This is a genomic window from Variovorax sp. CCNWLW235 (assembly GCF_037204085.1).
GTDB lineage: Bacteria > Pseudomonadota > Gammaproteobacteria > Burkholderiales > Burkholderiaceae_C > Variovorax.
In genome coordinates, this window is sequence record NZ_JBBCBW010000027.1 from 56,518 (window position 1) to 73,026 (window position 16,509).

At 67.1% G+C, this 16,509-nt stretch carries 14 protein-coding genes; 6 read left to right on the plus strand and 8 right to left on the minus strand.

The features are described from left to right. Positions 1-77: 77 nt before the first annotated feature. A complete protein-coding gene (locus tag V9L21_RS23160; protein ID WP_337315188.1) occupies positions 78-1,130 on the plus strand; it encodes an ROK family protein in 1,053 nt (350 codons plus the stop codon). On the opposite strand, the gene V9L21_RS23165 is transcribed toward V9L21_RS23160, so the two are convergent. The 5 genes from V9L21_RS23165 to V9L21_RS23185 form a co-directional block, all read right to left on the minus strand. Continuing rightward, complete coding sequence (locus tag V9L21_RS23165; protein WP_337315189.1) at positions 1,127-2,698, minus strand: efflux transporter outer membrane subunit; 1,572 nt, start codon at positions 2,696-2,698, stop codon at positions 1,127-1,129. The two genes, V9L21_RS23160 and V9L21_RS23165, sit on opposite strands and share 4 nt — an antisense overlap. 15 nt (positions 2,699-2,713) lie before the next feature. Next, positions 2,714-3,832 carry an ABC transporter permease gene (locus V9L21_RS23170; protein ID WP_337315190.1) on the minus strand — a complete coding sequence of 373 codons (1,119 nt, stop codon included), beginning with the start codon at positions 3,830-3,832 and terminating at the stop codon, positions 2,714-2,716. Positions 3,833-3,847: 15 nt separating this feature from the next. Then, entirely contained in the window at positions 3,848-4,984 is a 1,137-nt protein-coding gene (locus V9L21_RS23175) for an ABC transporter permease (protein WP_337315191.1), read from the minus strand. Then, a complete protein-coding gene (locus V9L21_RS23180) occupies positions 4,981-6,804 on the minus strand; it encodes an ATP-binding cassette domain-containing protein (RefSeq protein ID WP_337315192.1) in 1,824 nt (607 codons plus the stop codon). Before V9L21_RS23180 ends, V9L21_RS23175 begins: the two co-directional genes overlap by 4 nt. 159 nt (positions 6,805-6,963) lie before the next feature. After that, positions 6,964-7,974, minus strand: a complete 1,011-nt coding sequence (locus tag V9L21_RS23185) for an HlyD family efflux transporter periplasmic adaptor subunit (protein ID WP_337315193.1) — start codon at positions 7,972-7,974, stop codon at positions 6,964-6,966. Between the two features lie 97 nt (positions 7,975-8,071). Between V9L21_RS23185 and V9L21_RS23190 the strand changes: the two genes are divergently transcribed. Next, on the plus strand, positions 8,072-8,794 hold the full coding sequence (locus tag V9L21_RS23190) for a TetR/AcrR family transcriptional regulator (protein WP_337315194.1): 723 nt from the start codon (positions 8,072-8,074) through the stop codon (positions 8,792-8,794). Here V9L21_RS23190 and V9L21_RS23195 read toward each other — a convergent pair. From V9L21_RS23195 to V9L21_RS23205, 3 genes are read right to left on the minus strand one after another with little or no spacing between them, the layout of a single operon-like run. Then, a complete protein-coding gene (locus V9L21_RS23195; RefSeq protein ID WP_337315195.1) occupies positions 8,772-10,151 on the minus strand; it encodes a phospholipase D-like domain-containing protein in 1,380 nt (459 codons plus the stop codon). The two genes, V9L21_RS23190 and V9L21_RS23195, sit on opposite strands and share 23 nt — an antisense overlap. 40 nt (positions 10,152-10,191) lie before the next feature. Continuing rightward, a complete protein-coding gene (locus V9L21_RS23200) occupies positions 10,192-10,878 on the minus strand; it encodes a glutathione S-transferase family protein (RefSeq protein ID WP_337315196.1) in 687 nt (228 codons plus the stop codon). Between the two features lie 27 nt (positions 10,879-10,905). Further along, complete coding sequence (locus tag V9L21_RS23205) at positions 10,906-12,027, minus strand: 5-methyltetrahydropteroyltriglutamate--homocysteine S-methyltransferase (protein WP_337295272.1); 1,122 nt, start codon at positions 12,025-12,027, stop codon at positions 10,906-10,908. A gap of 145 nt (positions 12,028-12,172) precedes the next feature. On the opposite strand from V9L21_RS23205, the gene V9L21_RS23210 reads away from it, so the two are divergent. The 4 genes from V9L21_RS23210 to V9L21_RS23225 all read left to right on the plus strand — a co-directional run bounded on the left by V9L21_RS23210 (position 12,173) and on the right by V9L21_RS23225 (position 16,427). Next, positions 12,173-13,279, plus strand: coding sequence for an aromatic ring-hydroxylating dioxygenase subunit alpha (locus V9L21_RS23210; RefSeq protein WP_337315197.1), 1,107 nt, complete (start codon positions 12,173-12,175; stop codon positions 13,277-13,279). Beyond that, a complete protein-coding gene (locus tag V9L21_RS23215; RefSeq protein WP_337315198.1) occupies positions 13,276-14,067 on the plus strand; it encodes a GntR family transcriptional regulator in 792 nt (263 codons plus the stop codon). Before V9L21_RS23210 ends, V9L21_RS23215 begins: the two co-directional genes overlap by 4 nt. Positions 14,068-14,110: 43 nt before the next feature. Beyond that, positions 14,111-15,097: a PDR/VanB family oxidoreductase gene (locus V9L21_RS23220; RefSeq protein ID WP_337315199.1), complete on the plus strand. Its 987-nt coding sequence runs from the start codon at positions 14,111-14,113 to the stop codon at positions 15,095-15,097. A 154-nt stretch (positions 15,098-15,251) separates the two neighbouring features. Further along, positions 15,252-16,427 (plus strand): ABC transporter substrate-binding protein, encoded by a 1,176-nt coding sequence (locus tag V9L21_RS23225; protein WP_337315200.1) that lies wholly within the window; start codon positions 15,252-15,254, stop codon positions 16,425-16,427. Positions 16,428-16,509 lie beyond the last annotated feature (82 nt).

A 16,509-nucleotide genomic window follows, 5' to 3' on the forward strand; every position in this document is an offset into this window, starting at 1 on the left:
GCACCCGCCAATCTCCTACAAACCTTGGTGCGGGCAACCGATGCTTTGTAGAGGCGGGCTCATCCATAGTGGCTGCCATGAACAAGAAAACCCATCTCTTGCCCGGCCCTGACGTTCACGGCCTGCGCGAGCTCCCCGGGCTGCGGGTGGAGGGCTACAGCCTGCAGTTGCGCGACAAGGACGGCTTTGTGGGCGACCAGGCCAGCCAGACCGCGTTTCGGGAACTGCTCGAGCGCTGGCGCAAGCGCCGCCGCAAGACAGGCACCGACCCGCTCGGCAAGGAGCACTCGCGCGACCTCAGCAAGAAGCAGCTCGACCGCGTGCTGCAAAAGACCTCGGCCGCCGGCGACCTGATGCATGGCGCCATCGAGGAATTTGCCGAGGAGCTGGCCTTCGTGATCCAGCGCTTCACGCGGCAGCCTTCATGGAAGAAGGTGGAGCGCATCGTGGTGGGCGGCGGCTTCATCGAAAGCGACGTGGGCGAGCGCGCCATTCTGCAAACGGCAGCCATTCTTGAGGACATGGGTGTGCACGTTCAGCTTGGCCGGCTGTCGCACGATGTGGACGACGGCGGCCTGATCGGCTGGGTGCACCTGACCCCGCGCGCCATGCTGAAGAAGCACGACGCCATTTTGGCTGTGGACATCGGCGGCACCAACGTGCGCTGCGGCATCGTGAAGACGCGCCGGAGCAAGGCCTCGGACCTGTCGCAGGCCAAGGTGGTGCGCAGGGAGAAGTGGCGCCATGCGGACGAAGGCCCGAACCGCACCGACATGGTCGAGCGCATCGCGCTCATGCTCGAGGACATGGTTCGCTATTGCGAGCGCAAGGACATCCGCCTCGCGCCCTTCATCGGCATTGCGTGCCCGGGCCTGATTCGCAAGGACGGCTCGATCGAGCGCGGAACGCAGAACCTGCCGGGCGACTGGCAGAGCCGCGCATTTCACCTGCCCAGCGCGCTGTGGCGCCGTATGCCGATGATCGGCTCCGGCCCCACGCTCATCCTGATGCACAACGACGCGGTGGTGCAGGGGCTGAGCGAGTTGCCGTTCATGCGCGACGTCTCCCACTGGGGCGTGCTGACCATCGGCACCGGCCTGGGCAACGCGAGCTTCACCAATACCTTCTAGCCCGGTGCACCGGAAGCGCCGGGTGCGCCCGAAGCGGGCGGAACATTGCCGCCGAGGGCCTTGTAGATGGCCACCAGCCCCACGGCCAGCCGGCTCGTGCTTTGCGCCTGGTCGCGCCGTGCCTGCAGCAGCGTGCGGCGGGCGTCGAGCTCGACACCGAAATCCGTGAGCCCGTTGGCATAGCGCGCATGCGCCAGCGTGAGCGCGTCGCGGCTGTGGCGTTCGCGCTCGGCCAGCTCGGTGTGGCGCTGGCGTTCGGCGGCATAGGCGCTCAGCGCAGAATCGATTTCGTGCCATGCCTTGAGCACGGTCTGCTGAAAGGCCACCGCGGCTTCCTGCTGCTGCAATTCACGCAGCGTGATTGTGCTCCGGCGCCGGCCATTGTCGAAGATGGGCAGGCTGATGGAAGGGCCGACATGCCACTGCCGGCTGCCCCATTCGCCAAACCGCTCGCTGCCCACCGATTCGAAACCGAAGCCCGCGCCCAGTGTCACGCGCGGATAGAGGTCGGCCACCGCCACGCCGATGCGTGCGGTGGCGGCATGCAGCTGCGCCTCCGCCGCGGCAATGTCGGGCCGGCGGCGCGCCAGGTCGGAGGGCAGGCCCAGGGCCAGTTCGGGCAGGGGCGATGCCTGCAGCGCCTCGGGTGTATCGCTTGCACGGCCGGCATCCGGCGCGGCGAGTTCGGCGTTCAGCGTGCCGGGCATGGCGCCGGTCAGCAGCGTGATCTGGTTCATGGCCAGCGCCTCCTGCTGCAGCAGCGCCGGAATGCGCGCCTTCAGTTCGGCCAGTTGCGTGCGCTGCCGCGTCGGATCCAGGTCGGTGACCAGGCCGCCGTTGGCACGCGCCTGCACCAGTTCGAGCGATTCGGCCGCGGCTGCAATGTCGGCGCGTGCCAGGCGCAACTCGCGCTGCGCACCGCGCAGTTCGAAGTAGTTGCGTGCCACCTCGGCCTGCACGCTGAGCTGCACCTGGCGCAGCAGCGCCGCCGATGCGCCCGTGTCCGCATCGGCGGCTTCGATGCTGCGGCGGACGCGGCCCCACAGGTCGATTTCCCACGACGCGTCGAAACCCGCCTGGTAGAGGTTGTAGGGCTCGCTGAGCGTGCGGATCAACTGGTCGCGGTTGGACGCCGACGAACCGAGCGCATCGATCATCCGCGTGGCCGTGCCGGTCTCGCTTTGCCGCTGCCGGTTGACGCCGGCGCTGGCATTGAGTTGCGGGCCCTGCTGTGCCGCTGCCGCCGTGCGCTGCACGCGGCTTTGCGCAAAGCGCAGGGCGGCGGTCTGCAGGTCGTGGTTGGCCGCGAGCGCAAGCGCCTGCAGGCGGTCGAGCAGCGGATCGTTGAAGGCTTTCCAGTCGCCGGACGCAATGGCCGTGGGCGCCGCAGTTCGCTCAGCTCCCAGGAGCGCCGGGGAGCCGCCGTGCCATGCGGACCAATCGGCCGGCGCCTGCGCTTGTGCGGGCCGGTGGTCGGGCCCCACGGCACAGCCCGCAAGAAGAAGCGCGAGCGCGGAACAGGAGAAGGAGAAGAAGGAGGAGAAGAGGAAGGTTCGTGATGCGGACATGCAAGGCTCCCGGGTTCAGGCCAGGCGATGGCGAAACAGCCAGGCTGCCAGCGGCAGCGTGACAAGGGCGATGATCGAAAGCGGAATCAGGTTGTGCCACACCGTGGCCAGGCCCACGCCCTCCAGGTACACGCGCTGCACCAGGTCGATTGCAAAGCGCAGCGGGTTGGCCATGGTGATCACCTGCAGCACGTGCGGCATGTTGCGCACCGGCGTGGTCAGGCCCGACAGCAGCATCATCGGCATCAGCAGCACGAAGGTGTAGAGCATGGCCTGCTGCATGTTGGCCGACACCGCCGAGATCGACAGGCCGATGCCCACGCTGGCGACGGTGAAGAAGATCAGCCCGGTATAGAGCGTGGCCAGCGAGCCCGCCATCGGAATGCCGAACCAGAACAGCGCCACCAGCAAGATCAGCGTCGACTGCGCAAGGCCGACCAGCACCGGCGGCAGCGCCTTGCCGACCATGATCTCGAGCGGCGACATCGGCGTGACCAGCAGCTGGTCGAAGGTGCCTTGTTCGCGCTCGCGTGCCACCGATAGCGCGGTGAGCAGCAGCGTCTGCAGCATGCTGAGCGCGGCGATCAGGCCGGGCAGCAGGTTCCAGCGCGTTTCAAGGTTCGGGTTGAACCATGCGCGCGATTCGATGGTGAGCGGCGCCCCCGGTGCGCCGGCGCGCGTGCGCAGCTGCGCGTTGTAGCGCTCGACCACCGATCCCACGTAGCCGGCCGCCGAGCCCGCGGTGTTCGAGTTGCGCGCATCCAGGATCAGCTGGATGGCCGCGGGCTGGCCGGCGCTCAGCCGCTGCTCGAAGTCGGGTGCGATCTGGATCACCATCAGCGCCTTCTCGGTGTCGATCACCTCGCGGATATCGGCCTGCGTGCGCAGCGTGGCCACGCGATGAAAGACGCCGGTGCTGTCCAGGTGCGCAATCAGCTCCGTCGACGCACCCGTGCGGCTCTGGTCGAGCAGCGCATAGGGCACGTTCGACAGGTCGTACGTGGCGCCGTACCCGAAGATGAGGCTTTGCATGATGGCCGGAACAAACAGGATCACGCGGCTTGCCGGGTCCTTGAGGATCGCGAGCAGCTCCTTGCGGCAGAGGTTGGCAACGCGCAGAAGAAAATCGGTCATGGAACGGTCCGTCCTTCAGTCGAGGCTCTTGCGCGTGACAGCGCGGGAAAGCAACAGCAGCCCGACCGCATAGGCAACAAGGATTGCGCAGTTGCGCCAGATCAGCGGCCAGACGTCGCCCGCGAGGAACAGCGTCTTGATCAGGTCCATGAAGTAGGTGGCCGGCAGCACATGGCCGATGGCGCGCACCACGGCGGGCACATTGCGCAGGTCGAACAAAAAGCCCGACAGCATCATCGAAGGCATGAAGGTTGCGATCAGCGCCACCTGGCTTGCAAGAAACTGGTTGCGTGTGACGGACGAGATCACGAGGCCCAGGCTCACTGCCACGATCAGGTAGAGCATCGAACTGAGCACCACCGCCAACAGCGAGCCGACCATGGGCACCGCGAACAGGAAGCGCGCGGCCAGCAGGCACAGCACCAACCCCAGCATGCCGACCGCAAAGTACGGAATGATCTTCGCCACCAGTATTTCCACCGGCCGCACCGGCGTGACGAACAGCGCCTCGAGCGTGCCGCGCTCCCATTCGCGCGCCATGACCAGCGCGGTAAGAAATGCGCCGACCAGCGTCATGATGAGCACGATGAGCCCGGGCACCAGGTACCAGGTGCTGGTGTTGGCGGTGTTGAACCACATCCGCTGCTCCACCGTCACGCGGCCCGCGGCGGCTGTGGCTGCGCCTGCGGTGCCGCCGCCGCGGTCGGCCTGGCGCACGGCCGACTGGCCCAGGGCGCCGCTCACGTAGGCGAGGATGATGGTCGCGCGCCCCGCGTCGGCGCCGTGCACGATGAGCTGCACGCGCGCGTTGCCCGCGGCCAGCGAGCGCGAAAAGTCGGCCGGCACGCGCACGATGCCGTCGATCTTGCGCTCGCGCATCAACGCCTCGGCGTCGTGCATGGAGCCGAGCAGCACGGGCGCGATGGTGGGCGAAAGCTGCAGGCCTGCAATGGCTTCATGCGCCGTGGGCGAGGCGTCCTCGAGCACCACGCCCACCGGCGCGTTCTTCACGTCGAGCGACATGCCGTATCCGAAGATCAGGATCAGCACCATCGGCAGCAAAATGCCGATGGCCAGGTTGCTGCGGTCGCGCAGCAGCTGGCGAAACTCCTTGCGCGTGAGAGAGACCAGCCGGGTCCAGAAGCCGCTCATGCCGCCACCTTCTCGCTTTCCTTCTTGCTTTCCTGCTCGCTTTTTTTCTGGCGCTCTTCCCGCCGGGCCTTCTCGACGATGCCGATGAACGCCTGTTCCATGTCGATGCGCTGGTCGCCAGGCTCGCCGTCTAGCGCCTGCACCCGCACCTCCAGCGGGGTGCCGATGGCAAGCACCTTGCCTGCATCCTGGATCACGATGCGGTCGCAGTACTCGGCCTCTTCCATGAAATGGGTCGTGATGACGACAGTGGTGCCGCCTTCGGCCAGCGCGGTGATGCGACGCCAGAACTCGCGGCGCGCGAGCGGGTCGGCGCCGCTCGTGGGCTCGTCGAGAAAGAGAATCTCGGGCTCGTGCAACAGGCCCGTTGCCATGGCAAGGCGCTGCTTGTAGCCGCCGGGCAGCTGCCCGCTGGGCGCGTCGAGTTCGCCCTGCAGGTCGAACTGGCGCAGCACTGTGTCCATGCGTGCTTGCAGCTTCTGTCCGCGCAGGCCGTAGGCGCCGCCGAAGAACGAGAGGTTCTCGCGCACCGAAAGATTGCCGTAGAGCGCGAATTTCTGCGACACGTAGCCGATCCGCTGCCGGGCCTGCGCACGCGCATGGCGCAAGTCGACGCCGGCCACGCGCAGTTGGCCGCCACTTGCGGGCAGCAGGCCGCAGAGCATGCGAAAGGTGGTGGTCTTGCCCGCGCCGTTAGGCCCGAGCAGGCCGAAGATCTCGCCGCGCCGCACAGAAAAGCTGGTGCTTGCCACGGCCACGAAGTCACCGAAGCGGCGCACCAGGTCTTTCACTTCGATGACTACTTCGCCGGGCTCGCCCGCGGCCGGTGCAAGCTCGCCCGCCGCCGCCGATTGCTTGATTTCGGCGGCAGGGGCCTGCTGCGTGCGCAGCAGCGTCATGAAGCCGTCTTCGAGCCGGGGCGGCACCGGCTCGGCACGGGCGCCGGCCAGCAGCGCCGCAAGCGCGGCGTCGCCGGTGCCGGGCCGGCGGATGAAGCGGACCTCGCCGCCGTGCGGTACGGCATCGACGATGTCTTGCTGCGCATCGAGCAGGCGGGCCTGCATCAGGCGCGGTGCCTCGCCCGGCGGCGGCGTGGCGACGAAGCACAGGCCCTCGGCGCGGTCGCGGATCTCGGCCGGCGTGCCCTCTGCGATCAGCTGGCCTTCGCGCAGCACGAACACGTGACTGCAGCGCTCGGCCTCGTCGAGGTACGCGGTGCTCACGATGACGGAAAGCTGCTCTTCGTCGACCAGCTGCTGAACGATCTGCCAGAGCTCGCGCCGCGAGAGCGGATCGACGCCCACGGTGGGCTCGTCCAGCAGCAGCAGGTCGGGCGAGCGCACCAGCGTGCAGGCCAGGCCGAGCTTCTGCTTCATGCCGCCCGAGAGCTTGCCCGCGGGGCGGTCGGTAAAGCGGCCGAGGTCCGTCATTTCCATCAGCCGCGCATAGCGTTCGCGCCGCTTGGCCGGCGGCACGCCGTGCAGGTCGGCGTACAGGTCGAGGTTCTCCTGCACGCTCAGGTCTTCGTAAAGGCCGAAGCGCTGGGGCATGTAGCTGATGCGATCCTGCACCGCCTGCGGGTCGGCGGAAACATCGATGCCCAGCACGCGCAGTGCGCCTTCGTCGGCACGCATCAGGCCGGCCATGAGCCGCAGCAGCGTCGTCTTGCCCGCGCCGTCGGGCCCGACCAGCGCGGTGAGCGTGCCGGCGGGAATTTCGAGCGACACGTCGTTGAGCGCGTGCACGGCCGTCTTCGACGCCTTGACCACAAAGCGCTTGTGCAGCGAGCGTCCGCTGACGGCAAGCTCAGCGCGCAGCATTCAACGTCCCTCCGAGCATGCGGTCTTGCTCCTTCCCCTTTCGGAGGAAGGTTGGGATGGGGGCAGGGCAGAGCGCCCGATGGACACGCCGCTTGCCCCCACCCCAGCCTTCCTCCGAAAGGGGAGGGAGCAACGCGCGAGGAGCAATGAGTTTTGTCATCACGGCCTGCCGTTCGAAGTCAGCTGAAGCCGCACGGTCGCCGGCATGCCGAGCCGCAGCCGGTCTTCCTTGTCGTCGACCATCACGCGGATTTCATACACGAGGCTGCTGCGCAGCTCTTCGGTCTGCACCGTCTTGGGCGTGAATTCGGCCACCGAGGAGATGTAGCCCACCTTGCCCCCAACCGGCTGGTCGGGATGGCTGTCGGTGGTCACGCTCGCCTGCTGGCCGGGTCGCACGCGGCCGAGGTCGGGTTCTGCCACGTAGGCCCGCACCCACTTGGGATCGGTGATGGCCAGCGTGAAGGCCGGGCGCTGCGGCGAGGCCATGTCGCCGGGTTCGAGCAGGCGGGCGCGCACCACGGCATCGATGGGCGACTTGAGCTCGGCTTCGGCCAGCTGGTGGTTCATGAGCGCGAGGTCGGCGCGGGCCGATTCGAGTTGCGCCTGCGCCTGCGCGATGTCTTCCTTGCGCGGACCGGCCACCGCCAGCTGCTGTGCCTTGCGTGCGTTGTCCAGCTGCGCCAGCGCCACCTTGCGGCGGGCCTGCGCGCTGTCGAGGTCCTGCTGGCTCACGGCACGGCCGGCCGTGGTCTGGCCGATGGCCTGCAGGCGCGCGAGCTGCTGCTGCGCCAGGTCGGCATCGGCCCGCGCGGCGGCCACCTGGGCGCCGGCCTGTGCGAGTTCTTCGGGGCGGCTGCCGGTCTTCAGGCGCAGCAGTGCCTGTTCCTGCACGCCGATGCGCGCCTGCGATTGCGCCACGCGCAGCGCCAGCGAGCGGGTGTCCAGCTTGCCCAGCACCTGCCCGGCGCGCACACGGTCGCCTTCTCGCACGGCGAGTTCCGCCACGCGCTCGTTGGCGTTGAAGGCCAGCGAGACCTGGCGCACATCGACATTGCCGTACAGCACGAGCGTGTCGGACGGCGGTGCCGAGCGATGGAAGTACCACCACCCACCCGCCGAAGCGGCGAGCACCACGAGGGCAACGGCGATGAGAGGTTTCTTGTTCATGAGCGGTTCCTGCCGGGTTCCAGACTTGGAGTGGCCGCATGTTATCAAATTGAAATTTGAATTTGAAGTCTTTTTTCAATTCGTTTAACCTAGGGCCATGGCTTCCCGCTCTTCCAGCACCCGTTCTCCCGCTCCACGCCCCACCGCCGCGCGCACCCCGCGCACCGACGGCAACGCCACCCGACTGCACATCCTCGAGACGGCCGGCCAGCTGTTTGCGGAACGCGGCTTCGCCGAAAGCACCAGCAAGGAAATCTGCACACGCGCCGGCACCAACATGGCGGCCGTCAATTACCACTTCGGCAGCAGGGACGGCCTGTATGAGGCCGTGCTCATCGAGGCCCACCGCCAACTCGTGAGCATGGATGAGCTGGTCAGCCTGGCCAGCGTGCCGGCCGACCCGCGGCTCAAGCTGCGCACCTTTCTCACGCATCTGATGGAGATGGGCAGCCAGCCCAGGGCGCCGTGGGGGTTTCGCGTGGTGCTGCGCGAGGCGCTGTCGCCTTCACCGGCGCTGCCGGTGATGGTGCGCCAGGCGGTGCTGCCCAAGGCCAAGCTGATCCGCGGGCTGATCGGCGGCATCATGGGCCTGCCCGACGAGCATCCTTCGGTGCAGCGGGCCATGCTCTTCGTGGTGCTGCCGTGCATCGTGATGACGGTGGCCCCCAAGGACCTGCGCAACGAAGTGCTGCCGGCCCTGAAGAACACCGAGGGCCTGGCGGACGACCTGATGCGCTACGTCTTTGCCGGCCTCGACGCCGTCGCGAAGGAGGCCAAGGCCGGGGCGCCCACCGCTGCTATAGCTGGAAAGCGACGGTAAGCAGCAGCCCCTCGGCCACGTCGCGCAAGAGGCCCGGGCGCCGCGCGCGGTAGGGCTCGCCGGCCGAAGCCGTGGTTTCGATCCACTCGGCCAGCCAGTCGATTTCTTGCGGGCCGTAGAACACCACGGCCGCCTCGTGGTTGAGCAGCAGGCTGCGCAGGTCGAGGTTGATCGATCCGCACATGGCCAGTTCGTTGTCGACCACCACCGCCTTGGCATGCGCCATGAAGGGCAGCATGCGAAAGCTCACGCCCGCGCGGGCCAGGTCGCGCATGGCGCGTGCGCGCACGAAGTCCGCCAGGCGGTGGTTCGATTGCGCGGGCATTGCGATGGTGACCTGCACGCCGCGCCGCGCGGCCAGCCGCAGCGCATCGCGCAGCCCGTCGCCGGGCACGAAGTAGGGCGTGATGGCAAGCACGCGGTGCTCGGCCCGAAAGCAGGCATCGATCAGCAGCGCGTGGGCGGTGTCCTCGGTCTGGTCGGGGCCGCTCGGCAGGAATTGCGCCATGGCGCAGCCCGAACCTTCCTGCACGTCGTCGGCCGTGATGGCGCGCGCCTTGCGTCCGCGCACCGAGCTCCAGTCATGGTCGAACTGCCGCGCCGCCGCCGCGGCCACGCTGCCGCGCAGGTCGAACGAAAGATCGTGCCAGGCCTGGGGGTATCTCTCGCTGCCGGTGAAGTATTCGCCTGCCAGGTTGCGCCCGCCGGACCACAGCCAGCCGTCGTCGGCAATGGTGAACTTGCGGTGGTTGCGCAGGTTGCGCGGCCCGATGCGGCGCAGGCTGAAGAAGGGGCGGAACACCGCGACCTCGCCGCCCGCCGAACGCAGCACTTCGAAGTGGCGGCGCGGCAAGGTCAGCGCGCCGAAGCCGTCGAGCAGCACGCGCACCTTGATGCCTTCGCGTGCGCGCTGCGCCAGCCGCTCGATGACGGCGCGGCCCATTGCGTCGTCGCCGATGATGAAGGTGCACACGTCGATGCGCTCGCGCGCGCCGTCGATCACCTGCCACAGCGCCTCGCGCGCGGCTTCGCCGTCGGCATGCAGGCGAATTGCGCAGCGCCCGGGCGGCGCAAGGCCGAAGCTCTCGATCAGGTCGGCCGCCCAGTGCCCCGGCGGCACCGAGCGCGGCGGCCGCGGCGAGCCCGCCGGGCGCAGCTTGCGCTGGCCGAACAGCAGGTAGGCCGGCAGGATCAGGTAGGGCATGAGAACCAGCCCCATGACCCAGGCAATGGCGGTGGTGGGCGCACGCTGTTCGCGGCGCGCGCGCGTGGTCAGTATGTAGACCAGCAGCGCGAAGGTGACGACGAGAAAATGCTGTGACGGTGAGGGCAGCCAGTCGAAACTCGTGTTCGGCATGCGGCAATGATGCCTGAGGACCGGGTGCCGCCGCCAGCGATCAGCGCGGCATCAGGAACGAGGCCACGTCGCGCCCCTCGGAGGCGAGAAAGCGCATCATCGGCTCGACCACCGTTCGCACCGCGGGCCGCTCGCCCATGCGGCTGCGCCACGCCAGCAGCCGCGGCGTGGCCCCGGTCATGCGGGCACCCTTGCGGTCGGCAAAGATGCAGGCCATGTAGAAGGCGATGTCGGCAAAGGAATAGGGGCCTGCGAGGTACTCGCGCTCGGCCAGCAGGCCTTCCATCTCGTCGTAGTAGCGCGCGCAGGCGGCGCAGGCCGCAACGGCCGGCGCGCTTTGCATGTCGTGCTGCAGGCCGAAGAGCCTGATCACGTTGGGAAAGAAGACCTCGTCGGACTTCTGCTCCAGTTGCCGCGCGCGGGCCCGTTCGGCAATGCCCTGGGGCCACAGCGCGAGGTGCGCGGGGCCTGGGTAGCGGTCTTCGAGGTATTCGAAGATCTGGGTCGAGTCGAACAACTCGACCTGGTCGTCGATGAGCACCGGCACCTGCTGCTTGACGGGGTTCACGCGCAGCACCTCGGGGTGCTTGGGCTCGTAGGCGTCGTTCTTGGTGAACGGCACCATGATCAGTTCGAAGTCGATGCCTTTTTCAAGCGCGGCGATCTGCACCTTCGCGCCGAACATGCTGAGGGGGCCTGAGTAGATTTTTGTGGTCGTCTTTGTCATGCCCCCGACTTCACCAGAAATGCCGCGTCAGGTCGAGCCCCACACCTCTTGTGCCGTCTCGACCACCAGGCGCAGCTTGTTGCGCTGTGCTTCCACCGCAATGTTGTTGCCGTGCACCGTGCTCGAGAAGCCGCACTGCGGCGACAGCGCGAGCTGCTCGAGCGGCGCGTACTTGGCGGCTTCCTCGATGCGGCGCTTGAGCTCGTCCTTGTCTTCCATCTCGCCGAACTTGGTGGTAACGAGGCCCAGCACGACGGTCTTGCCCTTGGGCAGGTAGCGCAGCGGCTTGAAGTCGCCCGAGCGCGCGTCGTCGTACTCCATGAAATACGCGTCCAGGTCCATCTCCTTCAGCAGCGCCTCGGCCACGGGCTCGTAGTTGCCGGCTGCGGCGTGCGTGCTCTTGAAGTTGCCGCGGCACAGGTGCATGGCCAGCAGCATGCCCGGCGGCTTCTGCGCCACCACCTTGTTGATGAAGGCGGCGTAGCGGTGCGGCAGCTCGTTCGGGTCGTCGCCGCGCTTGCGTGCGGCTTCGCGCATGTGCTCGTCGCACAGGTACGCCAGGTTGGTGTCGTCCATCTGCACGTAGGTGCAGCCCGCCGCGGCCAGCGAGCGCAGCTCGTCGCCATAGGCCTTGGCCACGTCGTCGTAGAACACGGGGTCGAGCTCTGGATACGCGTCCTTGCTGATGCCGGCGCGGCCGCCGCGAAAGTGCAGCATGGTGGGCGAGGGAATGGTCACCTTCGGCGTGCGGCCCGCGGACACCTGGCTCTTCAGGTACTGGAAGTCGGCCAGCTGGATGTCTTTGACGTGGCGCACCTTGTCGATCACGCGCATTGCGGGCGGGGCCAGTTCCTCGGTGCCGTCGGGCTTGCGGATGGTGACCGGAATATCGGTTTTCACGCCGCCGAGCTGGTCGAGAAAGTCGATGTGAAAGTACGTGCGGCGGAACTCGCCGTCGGTAATGCTCTTCAGGCCGATGTCTTCCTGGAACCGGACGATCTCGGTGATGGCCTTGTCTTCGACCTTGCGCAGTTGCTCGGGCGTGATCTCGCCCTTGGCGTTCTGCTCGCGTGCTTCGAGCAGGTATTTGGGACGCAGAAAACTGCCGACGTGGTCATAGCGGGCGGGCAGGGCGGCGTGCTGGGACATTGAATATCTCCGTCGTGGCTGTAAACGAATCAAGCATCGTATCGCCTTGGAAACTTGCGCGTCTGTATACATCGGTCTCAGTAATTACCTTGAATTTGGTGATTTTCAGTGGCATTTTTCTGATTTCTGTATACATTGAGTATTCATGAAGACGCCAAAGCCCACTTTCCCGCTGAACGCTTGGTATGCCGCCGCCTACGACGTCGAAGTGCGTCACGCGCTGCTGCCGCGCACCATCTGCAATGAAAAACTGGTGCTGTTCCGCCGCACCGACGGCCAGGTCGCCGCACTCGAAGATGCCTGCTGGCACCGGTTGATGCCGCTGTCGCTCGGCAAGCTCGAGGGCGACGAGGTGGTGTGCGGCTATCACGGCCTGGTCTACAACAGCCAGGGCCGCTGCACCCACATGCCCAGCCAGGAAACGCTGAACCCGTCGGCCTGCGTGCGCAGCTTTCCGGTGGTGGAGAAGCACCGCTTCGTCTGGATCTGGCCCGGCGATCCGGCCAAGGCCGACCCGGCGCTGGTGCCCGACATGCACTGGAACGACGACCCGGGCTGGGCCGGCGACGGCAAGATGATTCGCGTGAACTGCGACTACCGCCTGGTGGTCGACAACCTCATGGACCTGACGCACGAAACCTTTGTGCACGGCTCCTCCATCGGCAACCGCGAAGTGGCCGAGGCGCCCTTCGTTGCCACGCACGGCGACCGCTCGGCCACCGTCACGCGCTGGATGGAAAGCATCGACGCGCCGCCGTTCTGGGGCGGCCAGATCCGCCATGCGCGCGGCTACACCGGCAAGGTCGACCGCTGGCAGATCATCCGCTTCGAGGGGCCATGCACCGTGAACATCGACGTCGGCGTGGCCGAGGCGGGCAGCGGTGCGGTGCCGAAAGACGACAACCCCGGCGACCGCAGCAAGGGCGTGAACGGCTACGTGCTCAACACCATCACGCCCGAAACGGACAAGACCTGCCTCTACTTCTGGGCCTTTGCGCGCAACTACTGCCTGGGTGAACAGCGCCTTACGCACGAGCTGCGTGAAGGCGTGGCCGGCATCTTCCGCGAAGACGAAATCGTGCTCGAGGCGCAGCAGAAGGCAATGGACGAGCGTCCAGACCACCAGTTCTACAACCTCAACATCGACGCCGGCTCGATGTGGGCTCGCCGACTGATCGACCGCATGATCGAGAAGGAAAAGCCCGCGCGCGCCGCGATTCCGATCCGTCCCGTCGAGAAGCAGGCCGCATGAAGGCCGCGGCCAACTCTCCCGTTTCTCCCGTCTCGCCCGTCGAAGCCGGCGATGGCGGCAGCTCGCAGGCCGTGAAGGCGCAGTTGCGCCTGCGCGAAATGATTTTGGCCGGCGAACTGCCGGGCGGCGCGCGCATTGCCGAAGTCGCCATCTCCGAGCAGCTCGGCGTCTCGCGCACGCCGGTGCGCAGCGCGCTCATGCGGCTGGAGCAAGAGGGGCTGCTCGAGGCGCTGCCCAACGGCGGCTATGCGGTGCGCACGTTTTCCGAGCGCGACGTGGCCGACGCCATCGAACTGCGCGGCACGCTCGAAGGCCTGGTGGCGCGGCTCGCGGCCGAGCGCGGCGCGGCGCCCGTGGTGCTGCGCGAGGCGCGCGCCTGCCTGGCACGCATCGACGAACTGCTGCGCGAACCCGCGCTCGACGATGCGGCTTTTTCGCGCTACGTCACGCACAACGAAAAGTTTCATGCGCTGCTCTGCGAAATGGCGGCAAGCCCGGTCATTGCGCAGCAGCTCGACCGCGTGATCAACCTGCCGTTTGCATCGCCTTCGGGCTTTGTGGTCGTGCAGGCCAATTCGCCCGCCGCGCGCGACATGCTCGTCATTGCGCAAGACCAGCACCTGCAGGTGCTCGACGCCATCGAGGCCGGCGAGGGCTCGCGCGCCGAGGCGCTGATGCGCGAGCACAGCCGCATTGCGCGCCGCAACCTGCGCGAAGCGCTGCACGGCACGCCTGGCGCCGAGCGGCGCGCACTTCCCGGCGTGCAATTGATTCGCCGGCGCGGCTGAGCACACGTCCTTCCTGTTCTTTTTTTTGCTGTTGGTGTTCCCGATGAAAAGCGATCTTCAATGGATGCAGGCGCAGGTCGTTGCGCTGCGCGACGTGACGCCCACGGTGCGCGAGTTCGAACTGCGGCCGGAGCCGGGCTTTGCCGCCGCCTATGAGCCCGGTTCGCACCTGCAGGCGCAGGTGATGACGGCCCAGGGCAAGCTGCAGACGCGCTCTTACTCGCTGGTGGGCGAGGGCGATGGCCAGTGCTGGCGCATTGCCGTGAAGCGGCTCGACGACGGCCGCGGCGGCTCGCTCGCAATGTGGCGCCTGGCCGTGGGCGACCGGCTGCAGGTGAGCGCGCCGCAGAACCACTTTTTGCTCGACACCAGCGCACCGGGCTACCTGCTGGTGGCCGGCGGCATCGGCATTACGCCGCTGGTGCTGATGGCCGAGCGCCTGGGCGAGCATGCGCGGCGCACCGGCGTGCCAGTGAAGATGCTCTATGGCGCGCGCCATGCTGGAGAGTTCGCTTATCTCGATCGGTTGCGCGAGGCGTTGGGCGACGGCGTTGCGGCGCATGAAGGCGCAGCGCCCATCGACTTTGCAGCGGCCATCGCCGCGCTGCCGCCGGGCGGCCAGCTCTACACCTGCGGGCCGGTGCCCATGCTCGAAGCCGTCAAGCGCGCCTGGCAGGCTGCGGGCCGCGCCCCGGCGGACCTGCGCTTCGAGACCTTCGGCAGCAGCGGGCGCCTTGCGACGCAGGCTTTCACGGTGCGCATTCCGCGGCACGACCTGGCGATTACCGTGCCGGCCGATTGCACCTTGCTCGAGGCACTGGACGCCGCCGGCGTGGAAACGCTGTGGGATTGCAAGCGCGGTGAGTGCGGCTTGTGCGCCATGGACGTGCTTGCGGTCGACGGAGAGGTCGACCACCGCGACGTATTCCTGAGCGAGCACGAGAAGCAGGCGGCCACTCGCATTTGCGCCTGCGTGTCGCGTGCCGTGGGCACTCTCACGCTCGACTCTTCGTACCGGCCCGACAGCTGAAAACCAGTTGCGCGATCATCGCGCAGTTCATTTATTCATCGCGCAACAAAGCCCCGGCTCGGGGGCGGAGTAGGTGATTGCCTGCTCCGCCGCATGTTGCAAAGTGTTGAAAAATGGCCCCTGGTTCGCATTCCGTCTCTCCAAGGAAAACCTCATGCAAAGACGACAACTCATCCAGACTGCAGGCCTTACGGCGCTAGCGCTTTCCATGTCGCTTGCCAGCGCGCAAGACAGCAGCAAGTTCAAGATCGGCCTCATCCTGCCCATGACGGGCCAACAGGCCTCCACCGGCCGGCAGATCGAAGCAGCGGCGCGGCTGTACATGGCGCAGAACGGCGACACCGTTGCGGGCAAGAAGATCGAGCTGATCGTCAAGGACGACGTGGCTACGCCGGACGTGACCAAGCGTCTTGCGCAGGAACTCATCGTGAACGACAAGGTGAACGTGATCGCCGGCTTCGGCGTCACGCCGGCCGCGCTGGCCGCAGCGCCGCTGGCCACCCAATCGAAAACGCCGCAGGTCGTGATGGCCGCGGCCACGTCGAGCATTACCGAAGCCTCGCCCTACATCGTGCGCAGCAGCTTCACGCTGCCGCAGGTGTCGGTGGCCATGGGCGACTGGGCACCCAAGAACGGCGTGAAGTCAGTCGTCACGCTGGTCGCCGACTACGGCCCGGGCAACGACGCGGAGAAATTCTTCACCGAGCGCTTCCAGCTCAACGGCGGCAAGGTGGTCGAGAAGCTGCGCGTGCCGCTGCGCAACCCCGACTTCGCGCCGTTCCTGCAGAAGGTGCGCGACCTCAAGCCCGATGCGCTGTTCGTCTTCGTGCCCTCGGGCGCCGGCGCGGCGGTGATGAAGCAGTTTCTCGAGCGCGGCATGGACAAGGCCGGCATCCGCATGATCGCCACCGGCGACGTGACCGATGACGACCAGCTCAACGACATGGGCGACGGCGCGCTGGGCGTGGTCACATCGCACCACTATTCGGCCGCGCATCCTTCGCCCACCAACAAGAAGTTTGTCGAGGCCTTCCAGAAGGCCAACCCGAAAATGCGCCCCAACTTCATGGCGGTGGGCGGCTATGACGGCATGCGTGTGATCTACGAAGCGCTCAAGGCCACCAAGGGGCAGGGCGGTGGCGATGCGCTGCTCGCAGCCATGAAGGGCCAGATCTTCGAGAGCCCGCGCGGTCCGGTGTACATCGATGCGCAGACGCGCGACATCGTGCAGGACGTGTACCTGCGCAAGGTCGAGAAGAAGGACGGGCAGCTCTATAACGTCGAGTTCGATGTGATCAAGGGTGTGAAGGATCCGGGCAAGGCGAAGTAATTGCCTTCAGGGCGGCGCACCCGCCGACGGGGTACCTTTCTCCGCGAATGTCCCCCGGCCTGCGGCCTCCTCCTTTATTTCG

Excerpts from the sequence above, each read along its gene's own strand:
- V9L21_RS23215 (WP_337315198.1), top strand. The coding sequence starts at position 13,276 with ATGAAGGCCGCGGCCAACTCTCCCGTTTCTCCCGTCTCGCCCGTCGAA.
- V9L21_RS23160 (WP_337315188.1), top strand. The coding sequence starts at position 78 with ATGAACAAGAAAACCCATCTCTTGCCCGGCCCTGACGTTCACGGCCTG.
- V9L21_RS23180 (WP_337315192.1), bottom strand. The coding sequence starts at position 6,804 with ATGCTGCGCGCTGAGCTTGCCGTCAGCGGACGCTCGCTGCACAAGCGC.
- V9L21_RS23185 (WP_337315193.1), bottom strand. The coding sequence starts at position 7,974 with ATGAACAAGAAACCTCTCATCGCCGTTGCCCTCGTGGTGCTCGCCGCT.
- V9L21_RS23195 (WP_337315195.1), bottom strand. The coding sequence starts at position 10,151 with ATGCCGAACACGAGTTTCGACTGGCTGCCCTCACCGTCACAGCATTTT.
- V9L21_RS23190 (WP_337315194.1), top strand. The coding sequence starts at position 8,072 with ATGGCTTCCCGCTCTTCCAGCACCCGTTCTCCCGCTCCACGCCCCACC.
- V9L21_RS23170 (WP_337315190.1), bottom strand. The coding sequence starts at position 3,832 with ATGACCGATTTTCTTCTGCGCGTTGCCAACCTCTGCCGCAAGGAGCTG.
- V9L21_RS23225 (WP_337315200.1), top strand. The coding sequence starts at position 15,252 with ATGCAAAGACGACAACTCATCCAGACTGCAGGCCTTACGGCGCTAGCG.
- V9L21_RS23200 (WP_337315196.1), bottom strand. The coding sequence starts at position 10,878 with ATGACAAAGACGACCACAAAAATCTACTCAGGCCCCCTCAGCATGTTC.
- V9L21_RS23165 (WP_337315189.1), bottom strand. The coding sequence starts at position 2,698 with ATGTCCGCATCACGAACCTTCCTCTTCTCCTCCTTCTTCTCCTTCTCC.
- V9L21_RS23175 (WP_337315191.1), bottom strand. The coding sequence starts at position 4,984 with ATGAGCGGCTTCTGGACCCGGCTGGTCTCTCTCACGCGCAAGGAGTTT.
- V9L21_RS23210 (WP_337315197.1), top strand. The coding sequence starts at position 12,173 with ATGAAGACGCCAAAGCCCACTTTCCCGCTGAACGCTTGGTATGCCGCC.
- V9L21_RS23220 (WP_337315199.1), top strand. The coding sequence starts at position 14,111 with ATGAAAAGCGATCTTCAATGGATGCAGGCGCAGGTCGTTGCGCTGCGC.
- V9L21_RS23205 (WP_337295272.1), bottom strand. The coding sequence starts at position 12,027 with ATGTCCCAGCACGCCGCCCTGCCCGCCCGCTATGACCACGTCGGCAGT.